This is a genomic window from Thaumasiovibrio subtropicus (genome assembly GCF_019703835.1).
Lineage (GTDB): Bacteria > Pseudomonadota > Gammaproteobacteria > Enterobacterales > Vibrionaceae > Thaumasiovibrio > Thaumasiovibrio subtropicus.
The window spans coordinates 2,796,167-2,809,651 of sequence record NZ_AP023054.1 but is presented as its reverse complement, the minus strand read 5'-3'; the positions used below and the strand labels follow the sequence as shown (position 1 = coordinate 2,809,651).

12 protein-coding genes and 15 tRNA genes are annotated in these 13,485 nt (G+C 48.1%); 7 read left to right on the top strand and 20 right to left on the bottom strand.

The window, feature by feature from the left end; genetic code table 11:
- The first annotated feature begins 35 nt into the window (after positions 1–35).
- The gene (locus tag TSUB_RS12430) at positions 36–1,196 is read left to right on the top strand and encodes a 2-octaprenyl-3-methyl-6-methoxy-1,4-benzoquinol hydroxylase (RefSeq protein ID WP_087019375.1); all 1,161 of its coding nucleotides are present in this window, start codon (positions 36–38) and stop codon (positions 1,194–1,196) included.
- A 183-nt stretch (positions 1,197–1,379) separates the two neighbouring features.
- Here the strand turns inward: TSUB_RS12430 and TSUB_RS12425 are convergent.
- The 20 genes from TSUB_RS12425 to lolB all read right to left on the bottom strand — a co-directional run bounded on the left by TSUB_RS12425 (position 1,380) and on the right by lolB (position 7,989).
- Positions 1,380–1,454, bottom strand: a tRNA-Gln gene (locus tag TSUB_RS12425).
- Between the two features lie 32 nt (positions 1,455–1,486).
- Positions 1,487–1,571, bottom strand: a tRNA-Leu gene (locus tag TSUB_RS12420).
- Between the two features lie 96 nt (positions 1,572–1,667).
- Positions 1,668–1,752, bottom strand: a tRNA-Leu gene (locus tag TSUB_RS12415).
- 47 nt (positions 1,753–1,799) lie between these two features.
- Positions 1,800–1,874 (bottom strand) — tRNA-Gln (locus TSUB_RS12410).
- A gap of 32 nt (positions 1,875–1,906) precedes the next feature.
- A tRNA-Leu gene (locus tag TSUB_RS12405) sits at positions 1,907–1,991 on the bottom strand.
- A 96-nt stretch (positions 1,992–2,087) separates the two neighbouring features.
- Positions 2,088–2,172: transfer RNA gene (locus TSUB_RS12400), tRNA-Leu, on the bottom strand.
- Positions 2,173–2,219: 47 nt separating this feature from the next.
- Positions 2,220–2,294: transfer RNA gene (locus tag TSUB_RS12395), tRNA-Gln, on the bottom strand.
- A 32-nt stretch (positions 2,295–2,326) separates the two neighbouring features.
- Positions 2,327–2,411 (bottom strand) — tRNA-Leu (locus TSUB_RS12390).
- Positions 2,412–2,498: 87 nt separating this feature from the next.
- Positions 2,499–2,575: transfer RNA gene (locus tag TSUB_RS12385), tRNA-Met, on the bottom strand.
- A 42-nt stretch (positions 2,576–2,617) separates the two neighbouring features.
- Positions 2,618–2,692 (bottom strand) — tRNA-Gln (locus TSUB_RS12380).
- Positions 2,693–2,723: 31 nt separating this feature from the next.
- A tRNA-Leu gene (locus TSUB_RS12375) sits at positions 2,724–2,808 on the bottom strand.
- 70 nt (positions 2,809–2,878) lie between these two features.
- Positions 2,879–2,955: transfer RNA gene (locus TSUB_RS12370), tRNA-Met, on the bottom strand.
- Between the two features lie 53 nt (positions 2,956–3,008).
- Positions 3,009–3,083: transfer RNA gene (locus TSUB_RS12365), tRNA-Gln, on the bottom strand.
- A gap of 27 nt (positions 3,084–3,110) precedes the next feature.
- A tRNA-Leu gene (locus TSUB_RS12360) sits at positions 3,111–3,195 on the bottom strand.
- A gap of 34 nt (positions 3,196–3,229) precedes the next feature.
- Positions 3,230–3,306: transfer RNA gene (locus TSUB_RS12355), tRNA-Met, on the bottom strand.
- A 393-nt stretch (positions 3,307–3,699) separates the two neighbouring features.
- On the bottom strand, positions 3,700–4,791 hold the full coding sequence (gene ychF, locus TSUB_RS12350) for a redox-regulated ATPase YchF (RefSeq protein WP_087019372.1): 1,092 nt from the start codon (positions 4,789–4,791) through the stop codon (positions 3,700–3,702).
- A gap of 34 nt (positions 4,792–4,825) precedes the next feature.
- Positions 4,826–5,416: an aminoacyl-tRNA hydrolase gene (gene pth, locus TSUB_RS12345; protein WP_087019368.1), complete on the bottom strand. Its 591-nt coding sequence runs from the start codon at positions 5,414–5,416 to the stop codon at positions 4,826–4,828.
- A gap of 111 nt (positions 5,417–5,527) precedes the next feature.
- Positions 5,528–6,475, bottom strand: coding sequence for a ribose-phosphate pyrophosphokinase (locus TSUB_RS12340; protein WP_159064879.1), 948 nt, complete (start codon positions 6,473–6,475; stop codon positions 5,528–5,530).
- Positions 6,476–6,514: 39 nt separating this feature from the next.
- Positions 6,515–7,363: a 4-(cytidine 5'-diphospho)-2-C-methyl-D-erythritol kinase gene (ispE, locus tag TSUB_RS12335; RefSeq protein WP_087019365.1), complete on the bottom strand. Its 849-nt coding sequence runs from the start codon at positions 7,361–7,363 to the stop codon at positions 6,515–6,517.
- Complete coding sequence (gene lolB / locus TSUB_RS12330; protein ID WP_159064878.1) at positions 7,360–7,989, bottom strand: lipoprotein insertase outer membrane protein LolB; 630 nt, start codon at positions 7,987–7,989, stop codon at positions 7,360–7,362. The genes ispE and lolB overlap by 4 nt, the downstream gene beginning before the upstream one ends.
- Positions 7,990–8,108: 119 nt before the next feature.
- Between lolB and hemA the strand changes: the two genes are divergently transcribed.
- From hemA to kdsA, 6 genes are read left to right on the top strand one after another with little or no spacing between them, the layout of a single operon-like run.
- Positions 8,109–9,362 (top strand): glutamyl-tRNA reductase, encoded by a 1,254-nt coding sequence (gene hemA, locus TSUB_RS12325; protein WP_087019360.1) that lies wholly within the window; start codon positions 8,109–8,111, stop codon positions 9,360–9,362.
- Between the two features lie 15 nt (positions 9,363–9,377).
- On the top strand, positions 9,378–10,466 hold the full coding sequence (gene prfA, locus TSUB_RS12320; RefSeq protein ID WP_087019357.1) for a peptide chain release factor 1: 1,089 nt from the start codon (positions 9,378–9,380) through the stop codon (positions 10,464–10,466).
- Between the two features lie 15 nt (positions 10,467–10,481).
- Positions 10,482–11,327: a peptide chain release factor N(5)-glutamine methyltransferase gene (prmC, locus tag TSUB_RS12315; RefSeq protein WP_087019354.1), complete on the top strand. Its 846-nt coding sequence runs from the start codon at positions 10,482–10,484 to the stop codon at positions 11,325–11,327.
- A gap of 2 nt (positions 11,328–11,329) precedes the next feature.
- A complete protein-coding gene (locus TSUB_RS12310; protein ID WP_087019350.1) occupies positions 11,330–11,710 on the top strand; it encodes a SirB2 family protein in 381 nt (126 codons plus the stop codon).
- Between the two features lie 12 nt (positions 11,711–11,722).
- On the top strand, positions 11,723–12,535 hold the full coding sequence (locus TSUB_RS12305) for a SirB1 family protein (RefSeq protein ID WP_087019347.1): 813 nt from the start codon (positions 11,723–11,725) through the stop codon (positions 12,533–12,535).
- Positions 12,536–12,553: 18 nt separating this feature from the next.
- Entirely contained in the window at positions 12,554–13,408 is an 855-nt protein-coding gene (kdsA, locus tag TSUB_RS12300; protein ID WP_087019344.1) for a 3-deoxy-8-phosphooctulonate synthase, read from the top strand.
- The last annotated feature ends 77 nt before the right edge of the window (positions 13,409–13,485 follow it).

Sequence of the window (13,485 nt, the reverse complement as noted above, 5' to 3'; positions counted from 1 at the left end):
AACTGCGGTTAATTGAATTTAGACAAGGAATCACCATGGAACGCTTCGATTGCGTGGTCGTTGGTGGCGGTATGGTGGGTGCTGCTGCTGCATTGGGTTTGGCCCAACAGGGAAAACGTGTCGCGGTTATCGAAGGGCAGCAGCCAACTGCCTTTGACGCAACACAACCCATGGATCTGCGTGTTTCAGCCATTTCGCCTCATTCCGTCAAGCTGTTGGATGCGCTTGAGAGCTGGGAGGGCTTGAAAGCCATGCGTTTATGCCCTTTTCGACGTTTAGAGACGTGGGAGCATCCCTTATGTCGTACGCGTTTTAGCACTGAAGGTTTAAACCGAGATTGGTTAGGTTACATCGTTGAGAACCGATTGATTCAGTTATCACTTTGGGCGCAGTTTCGGCATTTTCCTCGATTACGTCTATATTGTCCTGACCGATTAGTCTCCTTGGAAGAGCGGGGCAATGAGGTGCTGTTGACACTGGAAAGTGGAGAGCAGATCTTCTCTGAATTGGTGGTTGCTGCTGATGGTGCCAACTCAAAAGTCCGCCAATTGGCCGGGATTGGGATTACAAGTTTCGATTACCGCCAGCATTGCATGTTGATCAACGTTGAAACGGAAGCTGCCCAACAGGATATAACTTGGCAACAGTTTACTCCCCAAGGCCCTCGTTCATTTTTACCGCTGCCGGGACATCAAGCCTCACTGGTGTGGTATGACTCACCACAGCGAATTCGCCAGCTCGGTATGATGAGCAATAAACAGCTCGAACAGGCAATCGACGAGCATTTCCCTGAAGAGCTAGGTGAGGTGAAAGTCATTCGCCATGGGGCGTTTCCGTTGACTCGTCGTCATGCGCAGCAATATTTCTCTGGCCGAGTCGTATTAATGGGTGATGCCGCCCATACGATTAATCCGCTAGCAGGACAGGGGGTAAATCTTGGTTTTAAAGATGTCTCTGCTTTTCTAGGGCTCGCCGCTGAGGTCGATGATTTTTCTTCACCTTTGCCTTTACTCCAACAGTATGAGTGTCGGCGTCGCGCTGACAATAGCTTGATGCAGTCAACAATGGATCTGTTCTATGGTGTCTTCAGCAATGATTTGCCGCCGTTGAAGCTGCTACGAAATGCCGGGTTAGCCTTGGCAGAAAAAGCGGGTCCAGTAAAAGCGCAGGCTTTGAAGTACGCGATGGGGTTGTAGCTCAAAATGATATCGAAAGAGAAGGTAGCGTAAGCTACCTTTTTTATTCCGTGGAACTTCTGATTATTTAGGGCAGACTTTGAAAGATGCAAAGAGATAAACGACAAAACCCAGCCGAGGCTGGGTTTTGAATAACAACTTATCGTAACTTAGCAAGCGATGGCTTGCAGAGTTAGAAAGAAGTGGCAGGGCTACCTGGATTCGAACCAGGGAATGGCGGCATCAAAAGCCGCTGCCTTACCGCTTGGCGATAGCCCTGTAGAAAGTATCAAAAGACACTTATCAAATTATGGTGCGCGGGGAGAGACTTGAACTCTCACACCTTGCGGCGCCAGAACCTAAATCTGGTGCGTCTACCAATTCCGCCACCCGCGCATAATTTGTTTTCAAGTTTTGTGCTAGCTCACCGCATGGGCTGCATAGCGACCGTAAAAACAGCTTTAAATCAGTGTAATTTGACTAGAGAGTCAATGGTGCGCGAGGAGAGACTTGAACTCTCACACCTTGCGGCGCCAGAACCTAAATCTGGTGCGTCTACCAATTCCGCCACCCGCGCATTACTGATTGTGTTGCTACTTTTACACTTACTTTCGTAAGGAAAAGTGGCAGGGCTACCTGGATTCGAACCAGGGAATGGCGGCATCAAAAGCCGCTGCCTTACCGCTTGGCGATAGCCCTGTAGATAGTATCAACAGATACTTATCAAATTATGGTGCGCGGGGAGAGACTTGAACTCTCACACCTTGCGGCGCCAGAACCTAAATCTGGTGCGTCTACCAATTCCGCCACCCGCGCATAATTTGTTTTCAAGTTTTGTGCTAGCTCACCACATGGGCTGCATAGCGACCGAAAAAACAGCTTTAAATCAGTGTAATTTGACTAGAGAGTCAATGGTGCGCGAGGAGAGACTTGAACTCTCACACCTTGCGGCGCCAGAACCTAAATCTGGTGCGTCTACCAATTCCGCCACCCGCGCATTACTGATTGTGTTGCTACTTTTACACTTACTTTCGTAAGGAAAAGTGGCAGGGCTACCTGGATTCGAACCAGGGAATGGCGGCATCAAAAGCCGCTGCCTTACCGCTTGGCGATAGCCCTGTAGATAGTATCAACAGATACTTATCAAATTATGGTGCGCGGGGAGAGACTTGAACTCTCACACCTTGCGGCGCCAGAACCTAAATCTGGTGCGTCTACCAATTCCGCCACCCGCGCATAATTTGTTTTCTAAATTTTTCTCAATGAAAACAATAGATGTCAATCATTGAGGTTAGATGACTTGTAGCAAGTTATCTAAAATAATGGTGGCTACGACGGGATTCGAACCTGTGACCCCATCATTATGAGTGATGTGCTCTAACCAACTGAGCTACGTAGCCAACGTACATAATCGCTAATTGTATAGCCACTATGTGAAATAGTGGCAGAGCTACCTGGATTCGAACCAGGGAATGGCGGCATCAAAAGCCGCTGCCTTACCGCTTGGCGATAGCCCTGCAGAAAGTGTCTACGACACGTTCTAAATAATGGTGCGCGAGGAGAGACTTGAACTCTCACACCTTGCGGCGCCAGAACCTAAATCTGGTGCGTCTACCAATTCCGCCACCCGCGCACAAATTTTGCTTAGCAGTGCTTACTACTACCAAGTAGTTGTTACTCAACCGGAGTTAACAACGAATCAATGGTGGCTACGACGGGATTCGAACCTGTGACCCCATCATTATGAGTGATGTGCTCTAACCAACTGAGCTACGTAGCCATCCTGTATATCACTCGCACTTTTGAGAGCGAAGCAGTATACCTTAAAAATTATGGCAGGGCTACCTGGATTCGAACCAGGGAATGGCGGCATCAAAAGCCGCTGCCTTACCGCTTGGCGATAGCCCTACAAAAATCATTTTGTCTACTTGAAGATGGTGCGCGAGGAGAGACTTGAACTCTCACACCTTGCGGCGCCAGAACCTAAATCTGGTGCGTCTACCAATTTCGCCACCCGCGCATTTTCAAGTTGTACCTCCTGCAAGGAGGGAGAATGGTGGCTACGACGGGATTCGAACCTGTGACCCCATCATTATGAGTGATGTGCTCTAACCAACTGAGCTACGTAGCCATTTCTCTGATTTTCTGTTTCCTCACGACGTTTTCTTTCGAAGCCGCTGTGTCGGGAACGGGGCGCATTATGCTTATCTCAGAAAAAACCGTCAACTGTTTTTTTGCAGAATCTTGGATTTCTAAACCGTTCGCTGTTTATTTGGACAAAACGTTGTAAACATCGACCAAATGTGCCGTTTTTCAGCACAAGCAGACAAATTGAATTTCGACAGCTTCTTGGCTTGGTGCGTATACGCAAGCGACTTCGAGATGCTTGTTCAGCGAAAATTTCTAGGTTTGTCAGCAAGGCACTGCTTTGACGGTCTAGTGGACTACATCGAAAAACAGTCTATCAAGCAAGAAAAGGCTACCTGCTGGTAGCCTTCTAATTCAGAGAGTAAACGTATAAAAATTAAACGTTGAAGCGGAAGTGAACCACATCGCCATCTTTTACGATGTAATCTTTACCTTCTAGACGCCATTTACCCGCATCTTTTGCGCCGCTTTCGCCACGGTGCTCAATGTAGGCGTCGTAACCAACGACTTCTGCTCGGATAAAGCCTTTTTCAAAATCGGTGTGGATTTTACCCGCGGCTTGTGGCGCTGTCGCACCGACAGGAATTGTCCATGCACGCACTTCTTTTACGCCTGCCGTAAAGTAAGTCTGAAGGTTCAATAGCTCATAACCGCTACGAATAACGCGGTTTAGCCCTGGCTCTTCAATCCCCATATCGGCAAGGAACTCTTCACGGTCTGCATCATCGAGTTCTGCGATTTCTGATTCAATGGCGGCACAAACAGGCACTACAACAGCATTTTCTTTCGCCGCATGCTCACGCACTTGGTCTAAGAAAGGGTTGTCTTCAAAGCCGTCATCATTGACATTAGCAATGTACATGGTTGGCTTCAGTGTTAGGAAGTTGAGGTACTCAATGGCGGCGCGTTCTTCTTTTGCTAACTCGACAGCGCGTGCCATGCCGCCTTCTGTTAACGTTGGCAATAATTTTTCAAGTACGGCAATTTCAAACTTCGCGTCTTTGTCACCGCCTTTAGCGCGTTTTGCTTGGCGTTGAATAGCACGCTCACAGGTATCAAGGTCCGATAATGCTAACTCAAGGTTAATGACTTCGATATCTTCAAGCGGGTTAATTTTACCTGCAACGTGAACGATGTTTTCGTTCTCAAAACAGCGCACAACGTGACCAATCGCGTCAGTTTCGCGAATGTTTGCGAGAAACTTGTTACCTAAACCTTCCCCTTTTGATGCGCCCGCAACCAGACCTGCAATGTCAACAAACTCCATGGTTGTTGGCATGATGCGTTCTGGGCTAACGATGTCAGCCAGTGCATCAAGACGAAGATCGGGTACAGGAACAACCCCTGTATTTGGCTCAATTGTACAGAAAGGAAAGTTCGCAGCTTCGATACCTGCTTTAGTTAACGCATTGAAAAGCGTTGATTTACCCACGTTTGGCAAACCGACGATACCGCATTTAAAACCCATTGATGGAACCCTTTGTTCGTAAATTCAGTAATAGCTATTCAGCTTTAAATGTATGTAGGCGATTCTGTGCTTTGTTCAAACCATCTTTTAATAAGATGTCGAGACAGCGAGTTGCCTCATCGACTGCCGCATCAATGCACTCTTGCTCTTTGGTAGGAGCTTTACCTAACACAAAACCCGCAACGCGGTTTTTATCACCCGGGTGACCAATGCCAACCCTTAGGCGATAGAAATCTTTGTTGTTTCCCATCTTGCTGATGATGTCACGTAATCCATTATGACCGCCGTGACCGCCCCCTTTTTTGAACTTCGCGACGCCTGGAGGCAAGTCTAGTTCATCATGTGCGACCATGATTGATTCGATGGGCAGTTGATAAAATTTGGCCAACGCCGACACCGATTTTCCAGACAGATTCATAAAAGTGGTTGGAATAAGTAGGCGTAAATCACTGCCATTGAGGGTGATTCGACCGGTTAAACCAAAGTACTTTGGATCGTTTTTCAGTACGACATTGTGCATGCGGGCGAGTTCTTCGACCACCCATGCGCCCGCATTGTGGCGGGTTCGTTCATATTCTTTACCTGGGTTAGCTAGGCCAACCAGAAGGCGAATAGACTCACTCACTTACGTGTCTCTCAGCATGATAGGTTTAAAAAAGTGGCTTATAGTAGCACAAACCCTAAACGACAACACCCCGCCGAAGCGGGGTGCTTAGTCTGTTCAAACGTGTCAGGATTACGCGTTGAACATTGCAGAGATAGACTCTTCGTTGCTGATGCGACGAATCGCTTCAGCTAGCATACCAGACAGCGTAAGTTGTTTTACTTTGCCTGTTGCAATCATCTCTTCAGAAAGTGGGATTGAGTCAGTCACGATCACTTCGTCAATCACAGAATCTTTGATGTTTTGTGGTGCGTTACCAGAGAACACAGGGTGGGTTGCGTAAGCAAATACACGCTTCGCGCCACGCTCTTTTAGTGCTTCAGCGGCTTTACAGAGTGTGCCACCCGTATCAATCATGTCATCAACGATGATGCAGTCACGACCTTCGACGTCACCGATAAGGTGCATTACTTGAGACACGTTTGCACGTGGACGACGCTTGTCGATGATAGCAATGTCTGTGTCATCAAGCAGTTTTGCTGTTGCACGTGCACGCACAACACCACCGATGTCTGGAGAAACCACAACAGGGTTCTCTAGGTCACGCGCTTGCATATCTTCTAGAAGAACAGGTGAACCAAAGATGTTATCTACTGGTACATCGAAGAAACCTTGAATCTGCTCAGCGTGCAGGTCCACTGTCAGAACGCGGTCAACGCCAACGTTTGAAAGGAAGTCTGCAATCACCTTTGCAGTGATAGGCACACGAGATGAACGCACACGGCGGTCTTGACGGGCATAACCGAAGTAAGGGATTACAGCGGTAATACGACCTGCAGAAGCGCGGCGCAGGGCATCGATCATAACGATCAGTTCCATTAAGTTGTCGTTTGTCGGTGCGCAGGTAGATTGGATAATGAAGACGTCGCTACCACGGACATTTTCATTGATCTGTACTGCAATTTCACCATCAGAGAAACGACCAACAGATGCATCTCCTAAAGAGATGTAAAGACGATCAGCGATGCGTTGGGCTAGTTCTGGTGTCGCGTTACCAGTAAACAGCTTCATATCAGGCACGGTGGAAACCTCAGGGTTGCGTCCAAAATGGGTTCTGACTTAGGAGCGTTGCAATGCAATCAACAAAGGTGATCTATTGATGCCTTTTGCAACAAAACCCTCTAGCCAGTCGGGTAATTTGTTAAATACGGTAACGGCATCTTCACGTGTTTGGAACTCGGCAAACACGCATGCGCCAGTACCGGTCAATCTTGACGGCGCGTATTCTAGCAGCCACGAAAGTGCCTTATCAACCTCCGGATGCAGTTCAGTGACAATCTTTTCGCAATCGTTTTCGTAATTCTGGCTGAGAAGCGTTGATAAATCACGTTTTGGGGTGTTTCTTGTCAATTTAGGGTGAGTGAAAATGGACACAGTGGAAACATCCACTGGAGGTTTGACGACTAAGTAGTATTTCTCTTCCGGCTCGGCTGCCTGAAAAATTTCGCCGACACCTTCAGCAAAGGCTGCTTTACCCCGAACAAAAACGGGGACATCAGCACCGAGTTTCACGCCAATCTCTGCGAGCTCATCTTCACTGAGTTGGGTATCCCATAAATGGTTGAGTGCCACCAATGCCGTAGCCGCATTTGAAGAACCGCCGCCTAAACCACCGCCCATTGGTAACCGTTTATCGAGGTGAATATCGGCCCCAAGGGTGGATTGTGCCTTTTCTTGCAGTGCGATGGCGGCCTTATAGATCAAGTTACTTTCGAGTGGGACCCCGTCGATAGCCGGAGCAAGGGTGATTTTCCCAGTTTGATTAGGTGTAATTGTCAGCGTATCGCCGTGGTCAACAAATTGGAATAGGGTTTGTAGCTCGTGATAGCCATCGTCACGGCGGCCATTGACGTAGAGAAAAAGGTTCAATTTGGCGGGTGAAGGCCATTGTGTCGCTGAGAAAGTCATTCAAAGTCCCATTGATTGATGATGACAGTAATTCGCTGCGTTTCGTTTCGCAGAGTGAGCTTTTGGGGTAATGCTGGGTCGAGGTCGTAGTGGTAGCTATCGACGCGCATCTCCCATTCTTGCCCTTGAGTAGAAACTTGCAAGGAGGCCAGTCGTTGCTGTTCATTGAGCTGATAGCTATCCGCACCTGTGGGTAATCCAATCATCCAGTCTTGCAGTTCCTCGACGGGAATACGCAGTCCTGTCAAGTAATAGGTCATATGGTTGATATCATGACCGATGTGCTGGTTACCATCGAGATCAGTCACTAGGGTGCGATTGGCGTTCTTATTAACCGAGAGAAGCGTTTTGCCTAAAAAGTTGATCAGTTTGATCTCTGTCTGTTCGGGAGACTGTGCCCAATAGAGCGTTGCACTGACACGTTGATCTTCACCTTTGTACGCAAGTCGACCTTTGGCGGTATAGTGCGTGAGCGAAGTGAGTTGAGATTGATGTTTATCCCATTCGGTTTGGGTTGGTTCAAGGGTTGCACAACCTGAAACAGTAAAAATGGTGAAAAGCAGTTTGAAAAGCTTACAAATATCCGCTTTATTTTTGTAGGAGCGAAATAGCGCGTGATTGATCACAAGTTGTTTCCATTTTGGCCCGAGTAGAAAAATAGTTTGCTTTTATTCATTAGGGTCATCAAGTAAAATTGCCCCTCAAATTGTCGAACACTGGCTGTAGAGAATAAAAATTCACTCCCATGACCCTGCTTGTATTAGGAATAAATCATAAGACGGCATCGGTGGAGTTGCGCGAAAAAGTCGCGTTTTCCCCTGAAAAGCTGTCGAATGCGCTAACGGAATTAGCGCATAGAGAGCAGGTAGACGGCGGCGTTATTGTGTCGACATGCAATCGCACCGAGCTCTATTGTCAATTAGATGGCAAAGGGAATCATGGTCTCATTGATTGGTTAAGCCAATTTCACGATATCAGCTTAGAAGACTTGATGCCGAGTCTTTACCTTCATGAAGAACAAGCCGCTGTTAAGCATCTTATGCGTGTCGCCTGTGGTTTAGACTCCCTCGTTTTGGGTGAACCACAAATTCTCGGGCAAATAAAGCAAGCGTACTCCCATTCTCGTGAAGCATCGACGGTGCATGGCTTGCTAGAGAAACTGTTTCAAAAAAGCTTTACTGTCGCGAAACGCGTGCGAACGGAAACGGATATCGGCGGTAATGCCGTGTCGGTTGCGTACGCGGCGTGTTCATTGGCAAAGCAGATATTTGAAGCACTACACGAAACAACCGTGATGTTGATTGGCGCGGGAGAAACCATTGAGCTAGTCGCTCGTCATCTCTATGAACATGGATGTAAAACATTGATTATCGCTAACCGAACGCCAGAAAATGCGCAGTCTCTTGCTGAAGAGTTTGGTGCAGAGGTCATCGGGCTCCCTGAAATTCCTGACAATATGCATCGCGCTGATATTGTGATTAGTTCGACAGCGAGTCCACTACCCATTGTCGGCAAAGGCATGGTTGAAAAAGCACTGAAGCAGCGCCGTCATCAGCCAATGTTGATGGTTGATATTGCTGTACCACGTGATATTGAGTCGGAAGTAGGCGACTTGCGTGACGTCTACCTTTATACTGTCGACGATTTACAATCGATAATTGATAAGAATATCGAACAACGAAAAGCCGCAGCGATGCAAGCTGAGGTGATTGTGAGTGAAGAGAGTGCTGATTTCATGCACTGGCTACGCTCGTTGGAAGCGGTAGATAGCATTCGTGAGTACCGCCAGCAAGCGGAAGCCGTCAAGCAGGATGCCTTACAACGCGCACTGCATGCGCTGCAAAATGGAGGCGATCCAGAGCAGCTGCTTACCGAGCTAAGTAACAAACTGACTAATAAACTGATCCATGCACCGACACGTGCCATGCAACAGGCGGCCCAAGACGGTGAGCCTGAACGCTTGGCGCAAATACGTGCCACACTAGGCATGGAAGACTAACCAAATCGAACTCCTATGAAAGCATCTATTTTACAAAAGCTTCAGACGCTAGTAGAGCGTTATGAAGAGGTTCAACATCTGTTGGGTGATCCTGAAATCATTGGTGATCAAGACCGATTCCGCGCACTATCCCGTGAATACTCGCAGTTAGAAGAAGTAACGCAGTGTTTTCAGCGTTACCAACAAGCGCAAGAAGATCTCGACGCGGCAGAAGAGATGGCAAACGAAGACGATCCTGAAATGCGCGAAATGGCGCAAGAAGAGATCAAAGACGCAAAAGCCACCATTGAATCGTTGACGGATGAGCTACAGATTCTTCTCTTACCAAAAGATCCCAATGATGAGCGCAACTGTTTTGTTGAGATCCGCGCTGGTGCGGGTGGCGATGAAGCCGGTATCTTTGCGGGCGATCTTTTCCGCATGTACAGCAAGTTTGCCGAGTCAAAGAGTTGGCGTGTTGAAGTGATGAGTGCCAATGCCAGTGAACAAGGTGGCTACAAAGAGATGATTGCTAAAGTGTCAGGCGATGGCGCTTATGGTGTGATGAAGTTTGAATCTGGTGGACATCGCGTTCAGCGTGTTCCGGCAACTGAATCACAAGGTCGCATTCATACGTCTGCCTGTACGGTTGCAGTGTTACCGGAAGTGCCGGAAGCCGAGATCCCTGAAATCAACGCAGGCGACTTGAAAATTGATACATTCCGAGCGTCTGGCGCGGGTGGTCAGCACGTTAATACCACGGACTCAGCGATTCGTATTACTCACTTACCGACCGGTATTGTTGTCGAGTGTCAAGACGAGCGTTCGCAGCACAAGAATAAAGCAAAAGCGATGTCTGTGTTAGCGGCGCGTATTACGAAAGCGGAAGAAGAGAAACGTCACGCTGAAGAAGCCTCAACACGTCGTAACTTACTCGGCAGTGGTGATCGTAGTGACCGAATTCGTACTTACAACTACCCGCAAGGTCGCGTCTCAGACCACCGTATTAACCTGACTGTTTACCGTTTAAACGAAGTGATGGAAGGGGATGTCGGTTGTTTGGTTGATCCTGTCTTACAAGAGCACCAAGCTGACCAACTTGCCGCCTTGGCTGATAATAACTAAGTTGTGTCTGTCGCTATGACTGTTGAGCAGTGGTTAAAGTATGCCAAGCAGCAACTGACAACGGCGGGCTCATCGAGCCCCGCCATTGATGCAGAAGTCTTGTTGCTATCGGTGCTTGATAAACCGCGAAGCTATCTGTTCACTTGGCCTGATAAAGCGTTGACCGCAACGCAAAGCGATCAGCTTCAGGTTTTCCTCTCTCGGCGTTTGTCTGGTGAGCCAGTGGCTTACATTACGGGGGTGAGGGAGTTCTGGTCACTGCCGTTGCAAGTCGCACCCTCTACCTTGATTCCTCGCCCAGATACAGAAAGACTGGTTGAGTTAGCGTTACAGAAACTACCGTCTTCGGGAGGAGATGTCCTTGATCTGGGGACGGGAACAGGAGCCGTTGCGCTGGCGTTGGCGAGTGAAAGGCCAGACTGTCAATTGACTGGGATTGATCTGCAGCCAGAAGCCGTATCGTTGGCTAAGTCGAATGCGACGGCCTTATCTATCGAAAATGCCACGTTTTTGCAGGGGAGTTGGTATTCGCCACTACAAGACGGCACAAAGTTTGCTGTCATTGTGAGTAACCCGCCGTATATCGACCCAGATGACGAGCATTTGACGCAAGGTGATGTGCGCTTTGAACCGCTGAGTGCGCTAATCGCTGACAAGCAAGGTATGGCGGATATCGAATGGATTGCAGAACAGGGTCGTTGCCACTTATCTGACGGTGGCTGGCTGATGTTTGAACATGGTTATGATCAGGGCCCGTTAGCGAGAGACTGCTTAACGGCGCTGGGATATTGCGATGTTGTCACTGAACAAGATTATGCGGGGCATGACCGCGTGACGATGGGGTGTTGGAAAGGATTATGAACATGTATATGGCATTGAAGCACACGCATTTACTGTTAATTGTATTAAGCGCAGTGTTGTTTATTTTTCGTTTTGGTTTGAAAGTAACAGATTCGCCATTGCTACAGAAGCGGGCATTAAAGATTGCACCGCATGCCATTGATACCTTTTTGTTGTTGAGCGGTGTGGCATTAGTCATGCTGACGGGTTTTATGCCTTTCACGCCTGCGGGTGAATGGTTAACGACGAAGCTGTCGTGTGTGTTGGCCTATATCGCGTTGGGTGTGTTTGCGTTTCGTAGCCATAGCCGCCTATTCCAAACCTTTTGCTTTTTGGGGGCAATGGGCTGGTTAGTCATGGCTTACAATATTGCCGTGACCAAATCGACGACCCTGTTTGGGTGATTTGAGAATAAGATGTACCAATTTACTGACGATCAATTAGATACAATGCCGCTCGCTGAGGGAGGCGCGCGTTTGAACGCGTTGATTGACCCTTCTCAGCCCTTTGAGGCGGTGATGAATGCACTGGATGACCTTGCTGAAGACGCTGAACAACACTGTATGGTGTTACCAGACGAGCGAGATCGGTTCGACTGTCTGGTGCGCCTATTCTATGGTGAATGGGGGTTTTGTGGTGACCACGAATCTTTTTACCATTCAGATAATTTATTTCTTTCCAAGGTGCTTGAAGCGCGTTCTGGCTCTCCCGTCACGCTGGGGGCGATTTTCCTCTACATCGCGGAAGATATGGAATTGCCTGTTAAAGCCGTCAATTTTCCAACGCAGTTTCTTTTGCGCGTGGATTGGCGTGATAGTCGTGAACCAAGTTATTTTGATCCTTTCGAAGGTGTATTTGTTACCCAACATTTGATGCAGGCATGGCTGATTGGTCAAGAAGGCCCTGTTGCCGAGATCAAAGAAAAAGACCTGAAAGCGACGGAACATTCGACCATTATTGGCCGCTGGCTTGGTGTCGCAAAAGGGGCACTAATTCGAGAAGAAAACTATCCTTTGGCTTTGCGTTGTAGTGACCTTGCGCTGCATTTTAGTCCCGAAGATCCCCACGAACACAGAGATCGGGGGTACATCTATCAACAACTAGAAGTGAGCCATTTGGCGGCGCAGGACTATCAATATTTCATCGATCAATGCCCTGAAGATCCTGCAGCAAATGTATTGAAGCTGCAGGTCATGGTATTGAACGAAACCCCAGCGGTATTGCATTAACTAATCTAAATCGGAGTGATGATGGATCAGAAAACGGTTCGTATCGGCGACATCGACGTCAGCAACGACAAGCCATTTGTTTTATTTGGTGGCATGAACGTGTTGGAATCGCGCGATTTAGCGCTACGTATCTGCGAAAAGTATGTGGAAGTGACCGACAAGCTTGGTATCCCTTATGTATTTAAGGCGTCATTTGACAAAGCAAATCGTTCCTCTGTGCACTCTTATCGCGGCCCGGGTATGGAAGAAGGCCTAAAAATCTTCGCCGATCTGAAGAAAGAGTTTGGTGTTAAAATCATCACGGACGTGCATGAAAACCACCAATGCCAACCCGTCGCCGAAGTCGTTGATGTTATTCAGCTGCCTGCTTTTTTAGCGCGCCAGACCGATTTGGTCGAGGCGATGGCAAAAACCGGGGCTGTGATTAATGTCAAGAAGCCGCAGTTCATGAGCCCTGGCCAAGTCGGCAATATTGTTGAGAAGTTTGCCGAGTGTGATAACCATAACATCATCTTATGTGAACGCGGTGCGCTGCATGGTTACGATAACCTTGTCGTTGATATGCTTGGGTTTAATATGATGAAGAAGGCGTCGAAAGGCAGCCCGATTATCTTTGATGTTACCCATGCATTACAATGCCGTGATCCGCTGGGCGCAGCGTCTGGTGGACGTCGTGAACAAACGGTTGATTTGGCGCTGTCTGGTATGGCAACCCGTATTGCGGGTCTCTTCATGGAAGCGCATCCAGACCCTGATCAGGCTCGATGCGATGGTCCATCCGCTTTCCCATTGGATAAGTTAGAGCCATTCCTAGCACAAGTGAAGCAGCTTGATGATTTGGTAAAAGGTTTTGAAAAGATAGATATCGCCTAACCTCTTCCCTATCGAATGCAAAAAACGCCCTCATTGTTTGAGGGCGTTTTTGTTTGTCGCCGTCGTGTGCCAAACGG

Bases quoted from the DNA above. Each gene is read 5' to 3' on its own strand.
- TSUB_RS12310 (WP_087019350.1), top strand. From the start codon at position 11,330: ATGTATATGGCATTGAAGCACACGCATTTACTGTTAATTGTATTAAGC.
- hemA (WP_087019360.1), top strand. From the start codon at position 8,109: ATGACCCTGCTTGTATTAGGAATAAATCATAAGACGGCATCGGTGGAG.
- TSUB_RS12305 (WP_087019347.1), top strand. From the start codon at position 11,723: ATGTACCAATTTACTGACGATCAATTAGATACAATGCCGCTCGCTGAG.
- TSUB_RS12430 (WP_087019375.1), top strand. From the start codon at position 36: ATGGAACGCTTCGATTGCGTGGTCGTTGGTGGCGGTATGGTGGGTGCT.
- ispE (WP_087019365.1), bottom strand. From the start codon at position 7,363: ATGACTTTCTCAGCGACACAATGGCCTTCACCCGCCAAATTGAACCTT.
- ychF (WP_087019372.1), bottom strand. From the start codon at position 4,791: ATGGGTTTTAAATGCGGTATCGTCGGTTTGCCAAACGTGGGTAAATCA.
- prfA (WP_087019357.1), top strand. From the start codon at position 9,378: ATGAAAGCATCTATTTTACAAAAGCTTCAGACGCTAGTAGAGCGTTAT.
- kdsA (WP_087019344.1), top strand. From the start codon at position 12,554: ATGATGGATCAGAAAACGGTTCGTATCGGCGACATCGACGTCAGCAAC.
- prmC (WP_087019354.1), top strand. From the start codon at position 10,482: ATGACTGTTGAGCAGTGGTTAAAGTATGCCAAGCAGCAACTGACAACG.